At 58.3% G+C, this 22,748-nt stretch carries 21 protein-coding genes; 10 read left to right on the top strand and 11 right to left on the bottom strand.

The genetic code is table 11. The features are described from left to right. Positions 1–654: a thiamine phosphate synthase gene (locus ASF69_RS01150; protein WP_062584504.1), complete on the bottom strand. Its 654-nt coding sequence runs from the start codon at positions 652–654 to the stop codon at positions 1–3. A gap of 106 nt (positions 655–760) precedes the next feature. Here ASF69_RS01150 and ASF69_RS01145 point away from each other — a divergent pair, with 106 nt between their 5' ends. Continuing rightward, positions 761–1,519, top strand: coding sequence for a sulfite exporter TauE/SafE family protein (locus ASF69_RS01145; protein ID WP_062584502.1), 759 nt, complete (start codon positions 761–763; stop codon positions 1,517–1,519). A gap of 107 nt (positions 1,520–1,626) precedes the next feature. Here the strand turns inward: ASF69_RS01145 and ASF69_RS22645 are convergent, their stop codons facing one another. Further along, positions 1,627–1,803 (bottom strand): DUF465 domain-containing protein, encoded by a 177-nt coding sequence (locus ASF69_RS22645; protein ID WP_082469588.1) that lies wholly within the window; start codon positions 1,801–1,803, stop codon positions 1,627–1,629. A gap of 234 nt (positions 1,804–2,037) precedes the next feature. On the opposite strand from ASF69_RS22645, the gene ASF69_RS01140 reads away from it, so the two are divergent. The 5 genes from ASF69_RS01140 (at position 2,038) to ASF69_RS01120 (ending at position 4,818) form a co-directional block, all read left to right on the top strand. Further along, a complete protein-coding gene (locus ASF69_RS01140) occupies positions 2,038–2,241 on the top strand; it encodes a DUF465 domain-containing protein (protein ID WP_062585544.1) in 204 nt (67 codons plus the stop codon). A 13-nt stretch (positions 2,242–2,254) separates the two neighbouring features. Next, on the top strand, positions 2,255–2,755 hold the full coding sequence (gene purE / locus ASF69_RS01135) for a 5-(carboxyamino)imidazole ribonucleotide mutase (RefSeq protein WP_082469587.1): 501 nt from the start codon (positions 2,255–2,257) through the stop codon (positions 2,753–2,755). Further along, positions 2,752–3,843, top strand: coding sequence for a 5-(carboxyamino)imidazole ribonucleotide synthase (locus ASF69_RS01130; protein ID WP_062584500.1), 1,092 nt, complete (start codon positions 2,752–2,754; stop codon positions 3,841–3,843). Before purE ends, ASF69_RS01130 begins: the two co-directional genes overlap by 4 nt. Before the next feature lie 127 nt (positions 3,844–3,970). Continuing rightward, a complete protein-coding gene (gene ykgO / locus ASF69_RS01125) occupies positions 3,971–4,096 on the top strand; it encodes a type B 50S ribosomal protein L36 (protein ID WP_062584498.1) in 126 nt (41 codons plus the stop codon). A gap of 98 nt (positions 4,097–4,194) precedes the next feature. Beyond that, entirely contained in the window at positions 4,195–4,818 is a 624-nt protein-coding gene (locus ASF69_RS01120; RefSeq protein WP_062584496.1) for a hypothetical protein, read from the top strand. A gap of 64 nt (positions 4,819–4,882) precedes the next feature. Here ASF69_RS01120 and ASF69_RS01115 read toward each other — a convergent pair whose 3' ends face one another. Next, positions 4,883–5,878 (bottom strand): KpsF/GutQ family sugar-phosphate isomerase, encoded by a 996-nt coding sequence (locus ASF69_RS01115; protein ID WP_062584494.1) that lies wholly within the window; start codon positions 5,876–5,878, stop codon positions 4,883–4,885. 271 nt (positions 5,879–6,149) lie between these two features. Between ASF69_RS01115 and ASF69_RS01110 the strand changes: the two genes are divergently transcribed. Then, positions 6,150–7,664 (top strand): outer membrane beta-barrel protein, encoded by a 1,515-nt coding sequence (locus ASF69_RS01110; RefSeq protein WP_062584493.1) that lies wholly within the window; start codon positions 6,150–6,152, stop codon positions 7,662–7,664. A 55-nt stretch (positions 7,665–7,719) separates the two neighbouring features. Here ASF69_RS01110 and galU read toward each other — a convergent pair whose 3' ends face one another. Continuing rightward, positions 7,720–8,607 carry a UTP--glucose-1-phosphate uridylyltransferase GalU gene (gene galU / locus ASF69_RS01105; protein WP_062584490.1) on the bottom strand — a complete coding sequence of 296 codons (888 nt, stop codon included), beginning with the start codon at positions 8,605–8,607 and terminating at the stop codon, positions 7,720–7,722. A 197-nt stretch (positions 8,608–8,804) separates the two neighbouring features. On the opposite strand from galU, the gene ASF69_RS01100 reads away from it, so the two are divergent. Together ASF69_RS01100 and ASF69_RS01095 are read left to right on the top strand one after the other, a co-directional pair. Continuing rightward, positions 8,805–10,028: a lytic murein transglycosylase gene (locus tag ASF69_RS01100; RefSeq protein ID WP_062584488.1), complete on the top strand. Its 1,224-nt coding sequence runs from the start codon at positions 8,805–8,807 to the stop codon at positions 10,026–10,028. 158 nt (positions 10,029–10,186) lie between these two features. Then, positions 10,187–11,434 (top strand): DUF459 domain-containing protein, encoded by a 1,248-nt coding sequence (locus ASF69_RS01095; RefSeq protein ID WP_062585542.1) that lies wholly within the window; start codon positions 10,187–10,189, stop codon positions 11,432–11,434. A gap of 311 nt (positions 11,435–11,745) precedes the next feature. On the opposite strand, the gene ASF69_RS01090 is transcribed toward ASF69_RS01095, so the two are convergent. The 6 genes from ASF69_RS01090 to gltB all read right to left on the bottom strand — a co-directional run bounded on the left by ASF69_RS01090 (position 11,746) and on the right by gltB (position 20,395). Beyond that, entirely contained in the window at positions 11,746–12,198 is a 453-nt protein-coding gene (locus tag ASF69_RS01090; RefSeq protein ID WP_062584487.1) for a GNAT family N-acetyltransferase, read from the bottom strand. Positions 12,199–12,530: 332 nt separating this feature from the next. Next, complete coding sequence (locus ASF69_RS01085; protein ID WP_062584485.1) at positions 12,531–13,112, bottom strand: DUF1349 domain-containing protein; 582 nt, start codon at positions 13,110–13,112, stop codon at positions 12,531–12,533. A gap of 345 nt (positions 13,113–13,457) precedes the next feature. Then, positions 13,458–14,915, bottom strand: a complete 1,458-nt coding sequence (locus tag ASF69_RS01080; protein WP_062584483.1) for a glutamate synthase subunit beta — start codon at positions 14,913–14,915, stop codon at positions 13,458–13,460. Between the two features lie 21 nt (positions 14,916–14,936). Beyond that, entirely contained in the window at positions 14,937–15,335 is a 399-nt protein-coding gene (locus ASF69_RS01075) for a type II toxin-antitoxin system VapC family toxin (RefSeq protein WP_062584482.1), read from the bottom strand. Then, on the bottom strand, positions 15,332–15,598 hold the full coding sequence (locus ASF69_RS01070) for an AbrB/MazE/SpoVT family DNA-binding domain-containing protein (protein WP_103586646.1): 267 nt from the start codon (positions 15,596–15,598) through the stop codon (positions 15,332–15,334). Before ASF69_RS01070 ends, ASF69_RS01075 begins: the two co-directional genes overlap by 4 nt. Positions 15,599–15,655: 57 nt before the next feature. Further along, positions 15,656–20,395: a glutamate synthase large subunit gene (gene gltB / locus ASF69_RS01065; RefSeq protein WP_062584480.1), complete on the bottom strand. Its 4,740-nt coding sequence runs from the start codon at positions 20,393–20,395 to the stop codon at positions 15,656–15,658. A gap of 363 nt (positions 20,396–20,758) precedes the next feature. Between gltB and ASF69_RS01060 the strand changes: the two genes are divergently transcribed. After that, entirely contained in the window at positions 20,759–21,814 is a 1,056-nt protein-coding gene (locus ASF69_RS01060; RefSeq protein WP_062584475.1) for a low specificity L-threonine aldolase, read from the top strand. 51 nt (positions 21,815–21,865) lie between these two features. Here the strand turns inward: ASF69_RS01060 and ASF69_RS01055 are convergent, their stop codons facing one another. Next, positions 21,866–22,726: a LysR substrate-binding domain-containing protein gene (locus ASF69_RS01055; RefSeq protein ID WP_062584473.1), complete on the bottom strand. Its 861-nt coding sequence runs from the start codon at positions 22,724–22,726 to the stop codon at positions 21,866–21,868. Positions 22,727–22,748 lie beyond the last annotated feature (22 nt).

Genomic DNA, 22,748 nt, shown 5'->3' with positions numbered 1-22,748 from the left:
TCAACCGCCAAACCGTGGCGCTTTTTCGTCAAGCAGGGCATTCGCTTCCGCAACGGCCTGCGCCGGGCCTGACGCGTGTGCGAAGACGGCGTCCCTGAGGGCAACGAATTCGACGCCGGTTTCGGCAACCGCCGCGACGGAGGCCACATCGAGCCCGCCCATCACGATGGCCGGAATCTCGATCATCGATGCCCACCATTCGCCAAGCGCAAGGTTCTTCGGATGCGCTTCCGGCTTGATATCGCCATCGAGCTTGCCGAAGAACATGTAGTCGGGCGTGCACTCTCCCTGCTCGAGCGCCTTGTGGCGATCATCCGCCGTGCCGCCGCCGACGATCAGCTTCGGCGTGAATTTCTCCACAGCTTCGGCAAGGGCTTCTGCGCCGCCGACAATATGAAGACCATCCGCCTTGACGCGCCCGGCCACCCGGCTGTCTCCTGCCAGAAGCGCCGCAGCGCCTGCTTCCTGGATGATGGGGACCAGAACCTCTGCGCGCTTCTGATAGGCGCCGTCATCAAGATCATATTGGGGAACGATCACAGAGGCGACATCGCCGCCGCGCAACGCATCCTCCAGGGCCTTTGCCTGATCGGCTGCATCAACACCAGCAGGAACGACCAGAACGAGGCGGCAACGATCTTCAGGTCCACTCATCGATTTATCCATTTTCCGCAGACAGGACGCCCGGCGCGCAATCTGCACTCGTTTTCATGTTCTAATTCCGATAGACCGGACAGGCGAAAGGATCAACCGTCCATCCATGCTGCCCGATTTCCATTTTTTTCTCGTTGCCATTCCCGCAGTCATCCTCGTCGGCCTTTCCAAGGGCGGGCTCGGCGGCGCTTTGGCGCTGATGGGCGTGCCGTTGATGGCCCTTGCCGTTTCGCCGGTGCAGGCCGCAGCCATTTTCCTTCCTATCCTTATCGTCATGGATCTTGTGGCATTATGGGCATGGCGACATCATAACCACCGGGAAACGCTGCTGATCCTTCTTCCCGGTGCGCTGATCGGGGTCGCGGTGGGCTGGGCGACATCCGCCATCATTTCCGCCGATACGATGCGTCTGGTTCTGGCTGTCGTCACGATCATCTTCGTCGCCCAGTATTTTTACGAGCGTTTCGTCGGACGGAAGATCGAGGTGGTTGCAAAGCCGCAAAATCGGGTCAAGGCGACGATCTGGGGCGCATTTTCCGGCTATTGCAGTTTCGTGGCCCATGCGGGCGGCCCGCCCTTCCAGATCTATGTGATGCCGCTGAAGCTCGATCCGAAGAGCTATACCGGCCTCAGCGTCCGGTTTTTCGCCATCGTCAATGCCATCAAGCTCGTTTCCTATTTTGCACTCGAGGCATTGGATACGGCCAATCTCATGGCGGCCTTCACGCTTTTGCCAGTCGCCATCGTCTCAACGATGGTTGGCGCGCGGGTCGTCAAATACCTCAAGCCCGCAATCTTTTACCCGCTGATGTATTCGATGGTGTTTCTGGCGGCGCTGAAGCTTCTATGGGACGCCCTGACCTGAGATTTTTGCAACCTTTACCCGCACGAATCAAAAGGCCCTGATCGCGACAGCAATCAGGGCCGAATTCTTAAAGCCGCTTCAATCGTGAAGCTGGCGACACTGGTTGTTTAATGCCTAGTGGAGGCCTGCAGCCTCTGCATCTCGTCCTTCAGGCGCAGTTTTTTGCGTTTCAAATCCACAATCTGCTGATCATCTGAGGAGGGGGAAGCGAGAACGGTTTCGAGCTCCTCCTCAAGAGCACCGTGTTTCTTTTCCAGCGATGCAATATGAGCCTGAATGGTCATGCGGCACGTCCTTCCTTGTTGAACCTACCTCCAGCGCTCCATCGCTGGAGTTTCAGGTTTACGAAGGTAATGTGACATGGAAACTTTGAATTGTCGAAGGAGGAATCAAGGCAATAGTTGGGCAAAATGGTCGCACGGGAAACTTCCCGTTATCACCATTTGGTGGTACAGGCACGAAGACCGACAACAAAATGGCCGGATGGCGGTCCGGTTGTATCATATGGGGACAAAGACATGCCTGATCAGGACCATGCGGATGTTCGGCTCGCGCTCGCAAGACTGCGGCAGGAGCACGAAGATTACGATGCGGCGATCAACGCGATGATCCAGACCAACTGCGAAGCATTGCGAATTCAGCGAATGAAGAAGAAGAAGCTGATCATCAAGGACAAGATGACCCAGATCGAAGACCAGATCATCCCCGATATCATTGCTTGAGACGGAGAGACCGTTGAGTAGAGAGACGCCGCCTGTCGCCATCATCATGGGAAGCCAGTCAGACTGGGAAACCATGAAAAACGCCGCCGATACGCTCGATGCGCTGGACGTGGAATATGAAGCACGCATCATTTCCGCCCACCGCACGCCAGAACGCATGTTCAGCTTCGCCAGCGGCGCGCGCGATGAAGGTTTCAAGGTCATCATCGCCGGTGCTGGCGGTGCGGCCCACCTTCCCGGCATGACGGCGGCGCTGACGCCGCTCCCGGTCTTCGGCGTGCCCGTTCAATCCAAGACGATGTCCGGACAGGACAGCCTCTACTCCATCGTGCAGATGCCAGCCGGCATTCCCGTCGGCACGCTGGCAATTGGACGCGCAGGCGCGATCAACGCGGCACTTCTCGCCGCAGCGGTGCTGGCCCTGTCCGATGAGGATCTGGCGGACCGGCTGGACGAGTACCGCGCCCGCCAGACGGCGGCCATTGCCGAATACCCCCTGGATACGCCACAATGAAATCTGGAACGATCGGCATTATCGGCGGCGGCCAGCTTGGCCGTATGCTGGCCATGGCGGCTGCCCGCCTCAACTTTCGCACCATCGTGCTGGAACCGCAGGCCGATTGTCCGGCAGCCCAGGTCTGCAATCGCCAGATCGTTGCCGCCTATGACGATGAAAAGGCGCTGGCGGAGCTGGCAGGCATCTGTGACGTCGTGACCTACGAGTTCGAAAACGTGCCTGTCGTCGCCGCGCAGACACTGGCCGCGTCCGTTCCGGTCTACCCACCGGCACAGGCACTCAGCGCCTCTCAGGACCGGTTGACGGAAAAGCGCTTCCTCAACGATTGCGGCATCCCCACAGCCGATTTCCGCGCCGTGGACGATCAAGCCGGGCTCGAAGCCGCACTTGCCGATTTCGGTGGCAAGGGCGTGCTGAAGACCCGCCGCATGGGATATGACGGCAAGGGCCAACGGGTTTTCAAGGGTGGCGAAGACCTGACCGGTGCATTCGACGCGCTGGGTGGCGTGCCACTCATTCTCGAAAGCTTCGTACCTTTCGAGCGTGAAGTCTCCATCATCGCCGCCCGCTTTCAGGATGGAACCGTCACCTGCTACGATCCGGCGGAAAACGTCCATCTGGGCGGCATATTGCACACCTCGACCGTTCCCGCCCAGCTGGACGACACAGCACAGGCTGTTGCTGTCGAATCGGCTGAAAAACTGCTTGCCGCGCTTGATTATGTCGGCGTTGTCGGCATCGAATTCTTCGTGCTGCCTAATGGATCTCTGGTGGCCAACGAGATGGCGCCGCGCGTGCATAATACCGGCCACTGGACGGAAGCCGCCTGCGTGGTTTCGCAATTTGAACAACATATTCGCGCCGTGGCGGGATTGCCTGCTGGCGCGACACACCGCCATTCCGACTGCGTGATGACCAACCTCATCGGCGACGACATGAACGACGTGCCGGAATGGCTCTCGAAAAATGATTGCCTTGTCCATCTTTACGGCAAGACCGAAGCACGTGCGGGCCGGAAAATGGGCCATGTCACACAGCTGGTGAACCCCGGAAAACCAAGTCTTTCCCGGCAAAAGACTCCTTGACGTGTTGACAGGCAAAGACTGACAAGGTATTTGCCTGCCAACCGAAAAAGGCGCGCCCTCGTAGCGCGCTTTTGATTGTTTAGATATGCGTGGCAAAATACGTCGCGCCAAACTGCGGACCAGAAAAATGAAGATCAAGAACTCGCTCAAAGCGCTTAAGGCACGTCACCGCGACAACCGTCTGGTTCGCCGCAAGGGCCGCGTCTACATCATCAACAAGCTGAACCCACGCTTCAAGGCTCGTCAGGGCTGATCGTGGATTGCGCTGCGGTTCGTCCCGGGACGGATCACATTGTTGATAGCATCCAGAATTTGATTTCATAATTGGCGCAGGCGGATTATTCTATCTGTATGCGCCAATTTTGTTTTCATGCTCTCGCTGCTGTCATGCTTGGCTTTACCGCCCTCCCCTCCGCAGGTCAAAACCTGCCAGCCGCCGAACAGGCGCCGGGGAGCGGAACGGACACTGCGCCTTTGCAGTCCGAAGCCACGCAAAATCAATCTATCGGCACTCTCTTTGAAAACCTGAAAAAGGAACGCGACGCCCAGAAGGCGCGTGTGATCGCCAACGAGATTATTGGCGAGTGGAATGATTCTGGCAGCGCGACGATCAATCTGCTTGTGAAGTGGTCCGAGGAAGCCGCCGACGAGAAACGTAAGGCCGCAGCTTACGATTTTCTCGATCAGGCAATTTTCCTCGATCCCGACTATGCTCAGGCATGGTATCGCCGCGCGCTGGTTCACTATTCGGATGGCGATGTCCGCAAGGCCATGTCTGACCTTAACCAGACACTGGAGCGGGAGCCACGCTATTTCCCTGCCCTTGCAAGCCTTGCCAATATTCTGGAAAGCAATGAGCGCGATGCGCTTGCCCTGAAGGTGTGGGAGCGATATCTGGCGCTCTACCCCGCCGACAAGGAAGCCCAGAAAGAAGCGAGCGATCTGTCCGAAAAGCTGGCGGGAACGCGCAGCTGAGATCGCGCAGGCACTCCAGCTGAAAGCCTTTTCTGGCAGGGCAGCGCTGAGCGCCAAAACTTATTCAGGCAACGCCGATTCTCAAGAGATCGTGGAAATGTACAAGCCCGATCGGGCGATTGTCTTCATCGACCACGATGAGCGCACCGATATGATGTTTTTCCAGGGTCGCGAGCGCTGCGGTGGCCAGAACATTTCGGGTCACTGTTTTCGGCGTTCTGGTCATGATGTCATCGACGGACAGTTCAGACAGGTTGCGCGAAAGATTGCGGGCCATATCGCCCTCGGTGACGATGCCGCAGAGGCGGCCATCATCGTCCAGCACCGCCACGCAACCGAAATGCTTGCGAGAGAGAACGCCGACGGCATCCGGCATCGACGTGCCTTTCTGAACCAGCGGCAGCCTGTCTCCGGTGTGCATGATGTCCCCCACCAGCGCGAGGCTGGCACCCAGCTTTCCGCCCGGATGGAAGACACGGAAGTCCCCCGCCGTGAAGCTGCGCGCTTCCAGAAGGGCAATTGCCAGCGCATCGCCCAGGGCAAGCTGCATCATGGTGGACGTTGTCGGCGCAAGCCCATGTGGGCAGGCCTCCTGCTCATCGGGAACAAGCAGGACGATGTCGGAAGACCGCGCCAGCGAGCCCTGCTCTGAACAGGTAAGGGCAATCAGCGGTATGGAAAAACGGCGGGTATAATTGATGATGCTGCGGAGCTCGACACTCTCTCCGCCCTTGGAAATGGCAAGAACGACATCATTGCCGCTGATCATGCCGAGATCGCCATGATTGGCCTCTGCCGCATGGACGAAGAAAGCAGGCGTCCCCGTGGAGGCAAATGTTGCCGCCAGCTTTGCGCCGATATGTCCGCTTTTCCCAACACCGGTAATGATAAGACGTCCACCAGAACTGCCGATGGCATCGATGGCCTTGCAGAAACTATCGCCCAACGGGCCAGCCAGCGCAGCCTCCAACGCAGCAAGACCCTGCTTTTCAATGGAAACCGTCCTCAGTGCGGACTCGATGGCGTGGTTTTCAACCAATGTCACAGCTCTCGTAATCATGGCCGGACAGATACTCTTTTCAGTAATTTCTGTCTATTGGACAACCGATGCCGTAATGCGCTTTTCCGCCCCTCTACTGCATACAGGTTACCGCCTGCTGGCTTTGGGTACCGATTTTCACAAAATGTTAACCATAAAATAACCCGGCGAAGGCACCATGCCGGTTCAAAGAAGCAGCGTCAGATGCAAATATTCGCTTATTTCAAGAGAGTTAAGCGATCTGTGTGTTTGTCCCTGGCAGTCATTAAACCGGATTCGGATACGAACAAGCATGGTCACTCACAGCCCCGCAGAACGTCTTTCGACGTGGCGGAAGGCAGCCGCCCTGCTGCTGGCCTGCACCGTGCTGTGTCCAACGGACAGTTTCGCACAGTCCACTGGCCCGCAGGCAACAACGGGTGGAGCCCGGCCCCTGACCAGCGCCGATCCTTTTCCGGATCAGAACGACCTTTCCGTCATCGACCCGGATAGCGTCAGCCGAAAGCCGGTTACGCCCACCAGCCCTGCCGCGACAGATGCGGTAGCGACCGGCAGCCTGCGCAGCACGGTCACTCTCAATGAGGATATTTCCTCGCCTGCCGATGAAGCGACGGCCGCTTACGAGGATCCGCAAAATCCCTATGAGCCGACCGTCGATGGTGGCGAGAATGTTGTCGTCAATGACCCGACCCTGACGCCGGGCATTCGCATCGGCACATTGACGCTTCGCCCCTCCATCAGCCAGACCCTCAACCATGAAGCCAAGAAATTCCCGGGTGGGTCGAGTGACCGGAATTATCTCACAACGGGAATTCGCGGAACGCTGACGAGCGATTGGTCCCGCCACGCTTTAACAGTGACCGGTGAAGGCGCCTATCAGCGCAATCTCGGCGGCAGCAGTGCGGGTGAGGAACCGAGCGCCAATGTTGCAGCCGATCTGCGTCTTGATCTCGGTGATGGTACACAGGCCAATCTGACCGCGGGCTATGCCTTCAGCCGTGAAGATACCAGCGATCCGAACGCCGTTTCGGGGGCCTCGGTCCAGGGCGGCGAACATATTTTTACCGGCGGCGCTTCGATTGAGCGTAATGTCGGAATATTGAAGGCGCTTGCGGCGCTGGAACTGTCGCGGACCGTCTATACGGATGCAAAAGGCATCAACGGCCAGTCCATCAGCCTTGCCGACCGCGACCGTTATGGCGCGGGCCTGCGCGGGCGTATCGGATATGAGCTGTCCCCTGCTCTCATACCTTTTCTTGAGGCCACGGCTGCCTTGACCAATTACGATCAGACCCGTGACAACAGCGGTTATGAGCGGTCCTCCCAGACCTACGGCATCAAGGCGGGCACGCAGCTCGATCTGGGCGAAAAGCTGAAGGGTGAAGCCGCTATAGGTTATCTGCGCCGGGGATATGATGACAGCAGGCTGTCCGCCATCGACGCCATGTCTCTCGACGGCACGCTTGTCTGGTCGCCGCAGCGCGGTACCGACATCAATTTTGGCCTGCGCACCACCATCGAGGATTTTGCGGGCGGCGCGAGGGGTGGCTGGGTTTCGCGCGAATTGACGATGGGTCTGACACAGCAGCTGCGCAGCGATCTCGTCGCCCGGCTGACAGCGGGGCTCGAGCGCCGCTCCTATCTGACATCCGCCATCGAGGATCAGACCAAATATTCTGCGGGCGCAGGTTTGACCTGGGGCATCAACCGTTATCTCGATCTGACCACGGATATTAGCTACGAGACGACACCGGCGACAGACGACAGCACCTGGCGAATCGGTGCGGGCCTGACATTGAAGCGTTGAAACGAAAATCCCGGCGCAAGGCCGGGATTTCCAGTTCAGTCATTGCTGCCGAAGGTTACTTCAAGCGGTTGACCAGCGCCTTGAGAGGCTCTTCGATCGACGGACGGATATCCGCACGTTCCAGCGCGAATGCGAGGTTGGCGAGAATGAAGCCATCCTTGGCGCCGCAATCGAAGGTCTCGCCGTTGAAGCGATAACCGGCAAATTCCTGGCTCTTGGCCAGCGCCAACATGCCATCGGTCAGCTGGATTTCGTTGCCAGCGCCGCGTTCCTGATTTTCGAGAATGCCGAAAATTTCAGGCTGCAGGATGTAGCGACCATTGATGTAATAGTTGGATGGCGCTGTTCCCTTGGCAGGCTTTTCGACCATTTCAGTGATCTTGAAGCCTTCGCCGACCGTTTCACCAACGCCGACGATGCCATATTTATGAGCCTGGTCGGGTTCGCATTCCTGAACGGCGATCACGTTGCCGCCGGTCTGGTCGTAAAGATCGACCATCCCCTTAAGGCAGCTTTTCTGCGAATGCATGATCATGTCGGGCAAGAGAACCGCAAAGGGCTCGTCGCCGACGATATCGCGGGCACACCATACCGCATGGCCGAGACCGAGGGGCACCTGCTGGCGCGTAAAGCTTGCGGTACCGGCCTTCGGCAGAAGGCCTGCAAGCAAGGTCAGCTCGGCATTCTTGTTGCGCTCGCGCAACATCTGCTCCAGTTCGAACTGAATGTCGAAGTAATCTTCGATCACGGCCTTCCCGCGACCCGTCACGAACACGAAATGCTCGATACCGGCCTCGGCGGCTTCATCCACCACATACTGGATGACCGGCTTGTCGACCACGGTCAGCATTTCCTTCGGAACCGCCTTTGTTGCAGGCAGGAAACGCGTTCCAAGACCCGCGACCGGGAAAACAGCTTTCCGAATTTTCTTCTTTTCTACCACACATTCCTCCTGAGAGACTCAACTGGATCAAAAACCACGCACGACTTTGTTATCCTAAAAGTGGCAAACTTTTGTAAAGAGTGCTGTTACCTTTGGTTAATGGTAAAGAATTTGTTGACCTTGAGTTGGTATTACATCGTGAAGCCCGATGCGTATCTCGCAATCGAAATGAAATTCGATAAAACGGAAGACTGCCGATGAAAAAGCTGATCCTTTCCCACGTCCGTAAATTTGGCTGCATGGCCTTTGCGGCAGCAACAATTGCGCTGGCGCCAGCCTCCGCACATGCTGACGCAGGTTTCAGACAATGGATCAACCAGTTCTATGCGACCGCCGCAAAAGAAGGCATCAGCAAATCGACCTATCAAAAGGCATTTGCCGGCGTGACCGAACCAGATCCGGACGCTCTTCGCAAGGCGACGTTCCAGCCTGAGTTCACCACAAAGATCTGGGACTATGTCGATAGCCGCGTGAACCCCTATACCGTTCGCATCGGGCAGGAAATGAAGATGAAACATGCCACCACGCTCAACTGGATTGAGCGGAACTTCAAGGTGGACAAGCATATCATTCTGGCCATCTGGTCCATGGAATCCAATTACGGCGCCGTGCTGGAAAAGCCGGAGCGTTTGCACAACATTCCGCAGGCGCTGGCGACCCTTGCCTATTCCGATCCCAAGCGTGGGAAATTTGCCCGCACACAGTTGATCGCCGCATTGAAAATCCTGCAGGCAGGTGACGTCACGCCACGGCAGTTGACCGGCTCCTGGGCAGGTGCCATGGGCCACACGCAGTTCATTCCCACGAGCTACCTTCTTTATGCGGTAGACGCGGACGGCAATGGCAAGCGCGACATCTGGCACTCCATCCCCGATGCACTGGCAACGGCTGCAAATCTTCTGGCCAAGAATGGTTGGGAGCCGGGCCGGACCTGGGGTTATGAAACCGCCGTTCCCAATGGCGGCGCCCGCTATGAGGGCCAGACCAAATCCATGGCTGAATGGCAGAAACTCGGCTTTGCGCGTCCAAACGGCAAGGGCTTCCCGCGCGGTTCCGACCGCGCCATGCTGAAGATGCAGGGCGGCGCGAACGGCCCCGGCTTCCTGATGACGAAGAACTTCTTCACCATCAAGAAATACAATGCCTCGGACAGTTACGCGCTCGCAGTCGGCCTTCTGGCAGACGAAATTGCAGGCTATGGCGGAATGCAGCAATCCTGGCCGCGCCCGGAAAATACGCTCGACATCAAGGAAAAATTCGAGCTGCAGACCCGCATGAAAGAACTCGGCTATTATGATGGCGAGGTCGACGGCAATTTCGGCTCCGGATCAAAGGCTGCCATCAGCGCCATCCAGCGGCGAATGGGCATGGAAAATGATGGCGAACCGTCTCGCAAACTGCTGCGCGCATTGCGCAATTGACAGGACCCGCGGGCGGGAACAAAGTTAGAAAATAATAATAAACCGTCCGGGAGGTTCACGCCGTGGTGAACAGAATGATTGGCGACAGATCTGGCAAGGAGGCCCGCACTTCCTTGCGCAAAGACAAGCCGCAATCATGCGGCATGGCCCCTGTATCGATGGGGATATCGCCATGTCTTTCACACGCGCTCACGATCTTTGCCCGGCGTGGTGGCGTGCTCCTTCTTTCAGTTGCCATTTGCCTTCCAGTCCTGACGTCTCATGCCGAAGCGCAGGAGCCGCGGGAACGACGGAACCTGCTGGAAATGCTGTTTGGCGGACCAAATCTGCGCAATGATCGCCTCTACGCGCCGCAGCGCCGTGAACAGAGAATGCGCAGACCACCTCCGCAATCGCCATCACGCGAAAACAGGGCAGTGGTGCGCCCTTCGGCACCCCGCAAGACACCTTCTGTCGTGCAGATGAGAACCACGCCACCCGCGCCTGTCGAAAAGCTGGAGAATGCCCGGCGGGTTCTGGTCATCGGTGATTTTCTCGCAGGCGGCATGGGTGAGGCTCTGGTCTCCACATTCGAGACATCGCCCGCCATCGCGGTGGACGTGCGCTCGAACGGATCGTCAGGCCTTGTGCGTACCGATTATTACGACTGGTTTTCCACCCTGCCGCAGTTTCTCAAGGAAACATCGCCCGCGACCATCGTTATCATGATGGGATCGAACGACCGTCAGCAGATGGTGATTGGCGATACCAAGGAGAAATACGGCACGGAATCCTGGCTTCGGGAATATGAGAAGCGCATCGACGCGCTGATTGCCATAGCCAAGCGCAGCCAAGTGCCGGTCTTGTGGGTTGGCCTGCCGGCCTTCCAGTCCCCGTCCCTCACGGCCGATTTTGTTGCATTCAATCGTCTTTACCGCAGCCATATCGAAAAGGCAGGCGGCGAATTCGTCGATGTATGGGACGGATTTGTAGATGAGGGCGGCAAATTCGTGACGACCGGCTACGACGTCAACGGCCAGCAGGCGCGTCTGCGCGAGGCCGACGGCATCGGCATGACGCAGGCAGGCAAGCAGAAGCTCGCCTTCTATGTCGAGAAATTCGTGCGCCGCCATCTGGATGGCGCAAGCCCTGACCTGACGACACTCGATGGCAGCAACCTGCCAGCCCTCACCTCTCTGCCAGCCCTTGGCATCGACGCCCAACAGGTCCGCACCCAGCCGATCAGCCTGACCGACCCGGATCTGGACGGCGGCGACGTGCTGCTGGGAGATAAGCCCGCGCCTCGCCTTTCCGTCACCGAATCCCCCCGTGAGAAGCTGACAAAACGAGGCCTCATGGATGACGCCCCGCTTGGCCGCGTGGACGATTACAGAATGCCAGCACTTGGCGAAACGGCAGCGAAGTAGGCCGACGTCATCGTGAACGGCACCGGTGTTTTCCAACGCATTGATCTGGAAAGTAAAAGCTGCTGATCCGCTGGAAATCTGACCGCAAAGCTCACTGCCATCGTGACTGGCCATAGTCGACGCCCTGATGGATGAGCGTCTGCCTCGGAATCATCCGGGGCGAAAAAACGGCTGAAGCTTACGGCTGACCCGAAGCTGTCATTGCAGGAAATAGGTCTGAGCTGGGATGGCTGGTGGACTGCGGGCCTTGGATTTTGCATGGGCCAAACTGGCAGCCGGGCGGCGGCCCTTGCCGCCACCCGACGAAAGACTTAACCCATCAAACGCAGACGAGCATTTTCAAAAGCGTAGCCTTCATCATCGCGAGGGCGGCGCGACAGTTCCTGAAAACCAAGGCCCATGTAGAAAGCCATGGCCTGCCGGTTGTCGGTGTAAACCTCTAGCTCCAACCTACCTTTAAGGCTCAGGGCGTGAGCGATAAGCTCACGTCCGATACCGAGACCCTGCCGGTCAGGAGAAATGAAAATCCCCCCGACGAACGTATCGAGCAGGCTGATGAACCCGCAGGGTTGATTGTCTATGCACGCGACCCACGTCTCGGCATTGGGCAGATATCGATCTTCAATCAGCACTCGTTGCTTATGCAAGCGCTGTTCACCGATAAAAGGATGGGCCAACAGAGAGGCATCGAGCCAGATGCGCGACAGCTTTTTCAAATCGCTGTCCGGCGTATAGGGCCGGATGACAACGTCATGATTTTTCATGATAACTCCGAAGAATAAATATGCAAAGTGGTCCGGCAACCAGGTGCTGGTGCCGGGTGAAGCCGCTTTCTGCGGTCGGAATCACAAGCCTCTGCGCATCAATCTCCTGCTGTTTTCCGGTTTTTAGGACGCATCCGGCACATGGTCAATGACGCCATTTATGTCGGGAGCTGACCTGGATATTCCCGTCTGAAACGCCAAAGCCGGCTCCGCGCCATCATAACGGCTGTACGCACCGTCGTTTGCCGTTTCTGAAATCGTTCATCATTCATGACGGGCTTTGTTCGCTTTTGCGGCAGAAAGCTGCGACTTCTAGATAATGCGTTCTGGCATCATGTGAGGTCGTGAAGGTCTTTGCCCAGGGCCCGACCCAATTGCCACTCGCTAAATCTAACCTCCAGGCCTGCACGTTCGGGAGTGCAGCACATTGGGCCAACGAGATAATGATCCGCTTCCGGGAATGGGCAGAGGCGGACCAGTGGCCAAGTCTTCCCATCGTTCGAAGCCTGTATTCTCAAAACGCCGCTCTGGACGGTCACCCTTATCCAGAAATCTGATGGGTTGCCGTCATATCGCCCGGTTGCCCAGTCGGAGTTTCCATTCGTCAGCACACTGCCGAGCAAGCCATATCCATCCGAGAATTCAATCCCGGTCTTGACCCACCGTCTTTCGTCGAGCCGGACCATGAGGCCAGCCTGATCGTAAAGATGCTCGAAATGCGCCTGGACACGAACCTGGGCGGTGAAATCACGATCAGCCCGGAACGCGTAGAAATGGCCGCTGTCGCGCACAAAGCCATAATGTGTCTCACGCCAAAAATCCGTGTTGGCGTCAGTCGTTACGGAAAGCTCGACATCAGAAGCCTTTGCTTGTGTGGGCTCATTGAGCCACTTTCCATCTCTCAGACTCTGCAAGGGCGTCTCCTATGACAATTGGCAGACCTGCTTAGCCGCTTCTCGCGTGAAGCGGTATTCCTAGAGAAACCAATTGCTGCCAACAGGCAAGGTCTGACAAGCGTCTTCCGCCTGCAGGCTTCCTTGCGGACATTCTGGTCGCTGAGGAAAATCAGGAAAAAACGACAGACCGCTCGCGGCTCCGTCAAGGACATGCGTCGATTGAAGCTCGCTAGGACAGTTCGGAATGACCCTTCAAGGTGGGGTCAGCACATCGCGTCCCATCACTGCGTCGAAAACGGCTCAGCAACAAAAAAGCCTCCGATGGGTAGAACCTCGGAGGCTTCTTATTTTCAATCGCTGGCCTTAACGCGGCAGAAGCGTTTCGCCCATCAGGGCTTCATCGATGGCGCGGGCGGCCTGCCGGCCTTCGCGGATGGCCCAGACGACGAGGGACTGGCCGCGACGAACGTCGCCGGCTACCCAGAGCTTGTCGACCGAGGTCTTGTAGTCGCGGTCATTGGCGACGACGTTGGTGGAGCCGCGGCGGTCGGTGTTGAGCGTCAGCTTGCCGTCCAGTTCCTTCAGAACGCTGTCCGTGAACGGGCCGGAGAAGCCGATGGCGATGAAGGCGAGATCGGCCTTGATGATGAATTCCGTGCCGGCAATCGGCTTGCGGCGCTCATCCACCTGGCAGCACTTCACACCGGTCAGCACGCCGTCTTCGTCACCAACAAATTCCAGCGTTGCGACCTGGAATTCGCGCACAGCGCCTTCCGCCTGCGAGGAGGAGGTGCGCATCTTCGTTGCCCAGTAGGGCCAGACGGCGAGCTTGTCTTCCTTCTCGGGTGGCATTGGACGAATGTCGAGCTGGGTGACCTTCACCGCGCCCTGACGGAATGCCGTGCCGACGCAGTCAGACGCCGTATCGCCACCGCCGACGACGACGACATGCTTGCCGCCCGCCAGGATCGGATCGGAAGGCCAGCCAACGCTGTCGATGTTTTCGCGGCCGACGCGGCGGTTCTGCTGCACGAGGTAAGGCATGGCATCATGAACGCCATGGAAATCCGTGCCGCCGATACCAGCCGGACGCGGCGTTTCCGAGCCGCCGCAATAAAGCACGGCATCATGCTCAGCCGTCAGCTTTTCAACGGTGACATCCACGCCGACATTGACGCCGTAATGGAAGGTGACGCCCTCGCCCTTGATCTGCTCGACGCGGCGATCAATGAAGTTCTTCTCCATCTTGAAATCGGGAATGCCATAGCGCAGCAGACCGCCCGCCTTGGATTCGCGCTCATAGACATGGACCTCGTGGCCAGCGCGACCCAGCTGCTGGGCAGCTGCCAGACCCGATGGGCCGGAACCGATGATCGCGACCTTCTTGCCGGTGTGTACTGTTGCGGGCTTCGGCACGATGAAACCAAGCTCGTAAGCCTTGTCGGCAATGGCCTGCTCGACCGTCTTGATCGCAACCGGAGCATCTTCAAGGTTCAGCGTGCAGGCTTCCTCGCACGGTGCGGGACAGACACGACCGGTGAATTCCGGGAAGTTGTTGGTGGAATGGAGGTTGCGGATCGCCTCTTCCCAGTTGTTGTTATAGACCAGATCGTTCCAGTCGGGGATCTGGTTATGAACCGGGCAGCCGGTCGGGCCGTGGCAATAGGGAATGCCACAGTCCATGCAGCGTGCTGCCTGCTTCTGCACTTCCGGGTCCGACATGGGAATGGTGAATTCCCGGAAATGGCGAATACGGTCCGACGCCGGCTGATACTTGCCAACCTGACGATCTATTTCCAGAAAACCTGTAACCTTGCCCATGCTTCAGTTCCTTCTGCGGCGCTATCGCAGCCAATTTTCAACTTTCAATCCCGGAACCCGGGAAAACTCTTTCTCATTATCCGTCACGACCACCGCATCGAGTGCGAGCGCGTGGGCGGCAATCAGCATGTCCATCTGGCCGATCAACTGACCCTGCTTCTGCAAGGTGCTGCGTATCTCGGCGTAGTGCATATCCGCAGGCGATGCCCAAGGTGCTATCTCGAAGTCTGCCAGAACCTGCTCAACCAGCATTTCCAGCCGCCGTGAACCACGGTTGCGATATCCAAATCGAAGTTCTGCCGCCACAATGATGCTCGTCCCCAAGTCCCCAATCGCAAGTTCCGCCGTGCGTTGGCCCACCTTCTCTTCAGGAGATCGGATCAGGTTGGAGATGATGTTCGTGTCGTACAAATACCTCATTCTGGAAAATCGATGTCCACAGGCTCCGGTGGGTAGTCCTCAATTTCAGGCATCTGGTCCTCTTCAGAAAGCGGCTCAAGTGTGCGCAGCCACGCCACCAAACCCGCAGGAGAGCGAGGCGTCCTCACCGGATGAACAAGCAGATCACCATTTTCATTCATGCTGATTTCCACCTGATCCGCTTCGAACTCGAATTCCTTGGGAATTCGAATGGCTCGGCTTCTCCCATTGTTGAAGACCTGCGCAATCTTGACGACATTCATGACCGCCTCCATCCTGTGATATGACAAAGCATATCACAGGATTTGTCGAACCCCAACTCACTCCGCCGCCACGCCCATGCGCATCCGTTCCATTTCCTCAAGCGCACGGCGGTATTCGACCGGCATGACCTTGCGGAATTTCGGGCGGAACTCGCTCCAGCGATCAAGGATATCCTTGGCGCGGTTGGAGTTGGTGTAGTGGAAGTGGTTGGAGATCATCTGGTAAAGGCGCTCCTCATCGTGGCGCGTCATGTCACCGGAAACGTCCACGCGTCCCTTGTGCATGAGGTCGCCGCCGTGATGGTGCAGCTTTTCCAGCATGTCGTCTTCTTCCGGAACTGGTTCCAGCTCGACCATGGCCATGTTGCAGCGCTTGGCGAAGTCGCCCTTCTCATCGAGAACATAGGCCACGCCGCCAGACATGCCGGCTGCGAAGTTGCGTCCGGTTTCACCCAAGACAACGACGATACCGCCCGTCATGTATTCGCAGCCATGGTCACCCACGCCTTCGACAACGGCGAGCGCGCCGGAGTTGCGAACCGCGAAACGTTCACCCGCCACACCACGGAAGTAGCACTCGCCGGTGATGGCACCATAGAGCACCGTGTTGCCGACGATGATCGAGTTTTCGGCGACGATGCGGGCATTTTCCGGAGGACGCACGGTGATGCGGCCACCCGACAGGCCCTTGCCGACATAGTCGTTGCCATCGCCCACCAGATCGAAAGTAATGCCGCGAGCAAGGAACGCGCCGAAGGACTGGCCAGCCGTGCCGCGCAGCAGCACGTGGATGGTGTCGTCCTTCAGGCCCTTATGGCCCCAACGCTTGGCAAGCGCGCCCGAAAGCATGGCACCAGCGGAACGGTCGACGTTCTTGATCGGCACTTCGAAAACCACGGGTTCGCGGTTTTCAAGCGATGGCATGGACTTCTCGATCAGCTTGCGGTCGAGAATGTCGTCGATCGGGTGCTTCTGGCGCTCGGTCCAGTAGGTCGCTTCCTTCGGCGCATCGACCTTGTGGAAGATGCGGCTGAAATCGAGACCCTTGGCCTTCCAGTGGGCCAGCATCTCATCCTTCTCCAGCAGTTCGGAAGCGCCGATGATCTCATCCAGCTTGGACACGCCAAGTGAAGCGAGGATTTCGCGCACTTCTTCGGCCACGAAGAAGAAGTAGTTGATGACGTGCTCAGGCGTGCCCTTGAAGCGCTTGCGCAGAACCGGGTCCTGCGTGGCAACGCCCACGGGGCAGGTGTTGAGGTGGCACTTGCGCATCATGATGCAGCCAGCCGCAATCAACGGAGCCGTCGCAAAGCCGAACTCATCCGCGCCCAAGAGAGCACCGATGATGACGTCGCGGCCCGTCTTCAAGCCGCCATCCACCTGCAGCGCGATGCGTGAACGAAGGCCGTTCATGACAAGCGTCTGCTGTGTTTCGGCAAGGCCGATTTCCCATGGGGAACCGGCATGCTTGAGCGAGGTGAGCGGAGACGCACCGGTGCCGCCGTCAAAACCGGAGACGGTGATATGGTCTGCGCGCGCCTTGGCAACACCGGCAGCAACCGTGCCGACGCCCACTTCAGACACGAGCTTGACGGAAACATCGGCTTCCGGGTTGACGTTCTTCAGGTCGTAGATCAGCTGCGCCAGATCTTCGATGGAATAGATATCGTGGTGCGGCGGTGGCGAAATGAGGCCAACGCCGGGTGTGGAGTGGCGGGTCTTGGCGACCGTTGCATCCACCTTGTGACCGGGCAGCTGACCGCCTTCGCCGGGCTTTGCACCCTGCGCGACCTTGATCTGCAGCATATCGGCATTGACGAGATATTCCGTCGTCACACCGAAGCGGCCGGATGCAATCTGCTTGATGGCAGAGCGTTCCGGGTTGGCCTGTCCGTTCATCAGCGGCAGGTATCGATCGGACTCTTCGCCGCCCTCACCCGTGTTGGACTTGCCGCCGATGCGGTTCATGGCAATGGCAAGCGTGGTGTGCGCTTCACGGCTGATGGAGCCGAAGGACATGGCGCCGGTGGAGAAACGCTTGACGATTTCCACTGCAGGCTCGACCTCATCCACGGAGATCGGCTTGCGGCCGAGTGCCTCGGCGGACTTCACCTTGAACAGGCCGCGAATGGTGTTCATGCGCAGATTGGTGTCGTTGACCATTTCCGCGAATTCGCGATACCGCTCCTGGCTGTTGCCGCGCACGGCGTGCTGCAGGGTGGCAACGGCATCCGGGCTCCATGCGTGGCTTTCGCCGCGCATGCGGTAGGCATATTCGCCGCCAATATCCAGCGTGCTGGCGAGGATCGGGTCCTTGCCGAATGCGTCGGTGTGGCGCGAAACGGTTTCCTCGGCAATTTCCGTCAGGCCAACGCCTTCGATCTGCGTGGCGGTGCCGAAGAAATATTGCTCGACGAATTCTGACGACAGGCCGATGGCATCGAAAATCTGCGCGCCGCAATAGGACTGATAGGTGGAAATGCCCATCTTGGACATGACCTTGAGAATGCCCTTACCCACCGCCTTGATGTAGCGATAGACGACTTCCTCCTCGGACACTTCCTTGGGGAATGCATTGTGCTTGTGCATGTCCAGAAGCGTATCGAAGGCGAGATAGGGGTTGATGGCTTCGGCACCATAACCGGCCAGCAGGCAGAAATGGTGGACTTCGCGCGGCTCGCCGGTTTCAACCACAAGGCCAACAGAGGTGCGCAGACCCTTGCGGATGAGGTGATGGTGGACGGCAGCCGTTGCCAGAAGCGCTGGAATGGCGATGCGGTCCGGCCCGATCTGACGGTCCGAGAGAACGATGATGTTGTAGCCGCCGCGAACAGCAGACTCCGCACGCTCGCACAGGCGGTCGAGCATTTCAGGCATGCCTTCGGCGCCACGCTCCACATCATAGGTGAAGTCGAGCGTCTTGGTGTCGAAACGGTCTTCCGTGTGACCGATGGAGCGGATCTTCTCCAGATCGCCATTGGTCAGGATCGGCTGGCGCACTTCCAGACGCTTGGCGCGGGCAGCACCCTCGTGGTCGAGAATGTTCGGGCGTGGGCCGATGAAGGAGACGAGGCTCATGACCAGCTCTTCGCGGATCGGGTCGATCGGCGGGTTGGTAACCTGCGCGAAGTTCTGCTTGAAATAGGTGTAAAGCAGCTTGGACTTGGACGACATGGCCGAAATCGGCGTATCCGTGCCCATTGAGCCGATGGCTTCCTGACCGGTCGTCGCCATAGGAGACATCAGAAGCTTGGTGTCTTCGCTGGTGTAACCAAAGGCCTGCTGACGGTCGAGAAGCGACACGTCACGACGCAGGGCGCGCGGCTCAACGGGCTTCAGATCTTCGAGGATCAGCTGGGTGCGATCGAGCCATGTGCGGTAGGGGTGCTTGGCGGCAAGCTCGTGCTTGACGTCCTCGTCGGAGATGATCGAGCCCTTTTCCATGTCGATGAGCAGCATCTTGCCGGGCTGCAAACGCCACTTCTTGATGATGCGCTCTTCCGGCACCGGCAATGTGCCAGCCTCCGATGCCATGATGATGCGGTCGTCATCGGTGACGAGATAGCGGGCTGGACGCAGACCGTTACGGTCAAGCGTCGCACCAATCTGCTTGCCATCGGTAAAGGCAACGGCGGCGGGGCCATCCCATGGCTCCATCAGGGCGGCGTGATATTCGTAAAACGCTTTGCGCTCAGGCGACATCGACTGGTTGCCAGCCCAGGCCTCAGGGATGAGCATCATGACCGCATGGGCCATGGAGTAGCCACCACGCACGAGGAATTCCAGCGCGTTGTCGAAGCAGGCCGTGTCCGACTGTCCTTCGTAGGAAATCGGCCAGAGCTTGGAAATGTCCTCGCCGAACAGCGGCGATGCAACCGAGGCCTGACGTGCCGCCATCCAGTTGACGTTGCCGCGCAGCGTGTTGATTTCGCCGTTATGGGCGACCATGCGGTATGGGTGCGCAAGCTTCCAGGACGGGAAGGTGTTGGTTGAGAAACGCTGGTGAACCAGTGCCACGGCGCTTTCAAAACGCGGGTCGGCCAGGTCCTTGTAATAGGCACCGACCTGATAGGCCAGGAACATGCCCTTGTAGACGATGGTCGAAGAGGACAGCGAAACCGGATAGAATTCCTGCGATTCCTTACCGCCACCTTCATTGTAGATGCGGTTGGAAATGACCTTGCGGATCAGGAACAGCTGACGTTCGAAGTCGGCGTTGGTTGCGGCATCACGGCCAGCGCCGATGAAGACCTGTACGTGGTGCGGCTCTGTGGCAGCGATATCCGGTGCCTTCGACAGCGAGGAATTGTCGACAGGCACATCGCGGAAACCGAGGAACTGCTGACCCTCTTCCGCGATGACATCGATGATGACCTTCTTGAAATGCTCGATCCGCTCGGCAACGCGCGGCATGAACATGTGACCGACGGCATATTCGCCAGCCTTGGGCAGGGTGACGCCCTGAAGCGCCATTTCCTCGCGGAAGAAACGGTCGGGGATCTGCACCAGAATGCCAGCACCATCGCCCATCAGCGGATCGGCACCGACAGCGCCGCGATGCGTCAGGTTTTCCAGAATGAACAGGCCATCCTTGACGATCTGGTGCGACTTCTGACCCTTCATATGCGCGACGAAGCCAACGCCGCAGGCATCATGCTCGTTGCGCGGATCATAAAGACCCTGCTTTTCCGGCAGGCCGCCGATTGTCGCGCGCACGTCAGCCTTGGCCTCGACGTTGGTCGGACAGTCATTGGTAGCGGCAGCGGTGGCGTGTTCGCCTTCCAGCTTGATCGTCATGTTTCATCCCTCCTGCAACAGGTTGCATGGCTTCACGCAGAGAGGCGGATGCTCTGCCTTGCCCGATTTCTGGATAAAGGCTTCGCATCCGCTTGTCAATTTAGGACAGCATTGCTGTCTCAATTCCGATTGGATTTTGACAGAAACCTCGACACTCCGCAAGTCCACCCTAACAAATTATAAACCCGGCAAATGACGGTTAATGTCTCACGTGCCGATTTACGCGCAATTTTCTTCCATCGGAGCAGCGAAAATATTGCTTTCATTGCCAGATTTGCGTTCCCGAAAATAAGCCCATAAATAGACGATCATCTGGCAAGGCCAGCCCGGCATAGATCGTCAACTCATCGAAAGTGCAGACCCATGTTTTTTGCTTCCGACAATTGGGCAGGTGCCCACCCGGCCATCAATGAGCGCTTGATGAAGGAATCCACCCGCTTTGCTGCCGCCTATGGCACGAGCGAACTGGACCGGGCGATCGAGAAGCGCTTCAACGAGATTTTCGAGCGCGACGTCGCAGTTTTCTTCGTCGGCACCGGCACCGCTGCCAATTCGCTGGCATTGGCAAGCGTGGCACGACCCGGCGGCATCGCCTTCTGTCATTCTGAAGCGCATGTGATCGAGGATGAGTGCGGCGCGCCGGTCTATTTTTCCAACGCTTCCCGCCTGATGCCGGTCGCTGGCCCCAACGGCAAGATGCTGCCGAAGAACCTTGAAGCCGCCATCGGCCGCTTTCCTCCCGGCTCCATCCATCAGGGCCAGCCCATGCTGGTGACGCTGACGCAGGCGACAGAACAGGGCACGGTTTACGAGCTTGATGAAATCGATGCCATTTCCAAAATCGCGAAGAATGCGGGCGTTCCCCTGCACATGGACGGCGCGCGCTTTGGCAATGCCTTGATGGCGCTTGGCACTACGCCCGCCGAAATGACATGGAAGCGCGGCGTCGATATTCTCTCCTTCGGCGCCACCAAGAACGGCTGCTGGTGTGCGGAAGCCATCGTCTATATGGATCCAAAAATGGCAGAAGACCTGCCCTTCATCCGCAAGCGGTCTGCGCAGCTTTTTTCCAAGACCCGCTTCATGGCAGCGCAGTTCGATGCCTATTTCAAGGACGATCTCTGGCTGGAACTTGCAGCACACGCCAACGCCATGGCAACACGCCTGCGCGATGGCCTCTCCGCCTCCAACAGCGCGCGTCTGGCCTGGCCGACACAATCCAACGAGCTCTTCGTCGTGCTGGACAAGGCAAAGGCAAAGGCCGCAAAGGATGCCGGAGCAAGCTTCTATGACTGGCCCGTTCCCCACGACATGAATGAGAAAGTCGGGGAGAACGAACAGCTCATCCGCCTCGTCACAAGCTTTGCCACGCTTGAAACGGATGTCGATGAATTCCTGCGGATCTGCGGAGCGCCATAATCCTGTCCATCCGCCATACCCGACTTGATCCGGTATGGCGGATGGAAAAGCTCACACAACACTGCCCGGCACCATGCCTTTTGCCATGACCAGCCGGGACAGTGCCTCGACCAGTTCTGCATCCGCGCCCTTTCGCGGCTGGAGCACGAATTCAACATCCTCCAGAACGGGCAAGGCGCCGCGGGGCAGCTCACGCAGACCCGACGGCGCCATGCTGCGGGGTTGAACGAGAACGCCCATGCCTGCCCGCGCCGCGGCAGTCAGGCCGCTGAGGCTTGCGCAGGTGCAGACGATCCGCCACGCTACACCGGCTCGGTCCAGCGCTTCCTGCGCCGCTTTACGGGTAATGCTGGGTGGTGGAAAGGCGATCAGCGGCACTGCCTGCTCACGCGAGATGATCGCGTCCGGGTCCTTCGCCAACCAGACCAGCGGTTCGCGATACAGGAAATGGCCAAGCTGATCGCCCAGACGCCTCTTGGCCAGCACCACGTCCAGCTCACCATTGTCCTGCATCTCGTAAAGCGCACCGCTGAGCGCTACCGTCAGCTCCAGATCCACCAGCGGATAAAGCCGGGTGAACTCTTCCAGAATGACGGTGAGACGGCTGGCGACGAAATCCTCTGAAACGCCGAGCCGCAGACGCCCGCGCAGCTTGCTCTCGCCGAACAGCGCCGCAACCTTGTTGTTGATATCGAGCATGGAACGCGCATAGCCCAGCAGCGCTTCACCCTCGGGCGTCAGTCGCACGCGGTGCGTATCGCGTGCGATCAGCCGCTGCCCAAGCGACGTCTCCAGACGCTGAATGTGCTGGCTGAGTGTGGACTGGCCGATGCCGAGCCGGGCCGCGGCTGCGGTAAAGCTCATGGTCTGCTCCAGCGTCACGAAGCTGGCAAGATGTTGCAAGTTCAGCATGGTTATCCTGAAAGGTGATAAC

The sequence above is a fragment of the Rhizobium sp. Leaf311 genome, assembly GCF_001423445.1.
GTDB lineage: Bacteria > Pseudomonadota > Alphaproteobacteria > Rhizobiales > Rhizobiaceae > Agrobacterium.
The sequence above is the reverse complement of the archived record's forward strand: the minus strand, read 5'-3'. Positions and strand labels throughout refer to the sequence as shown.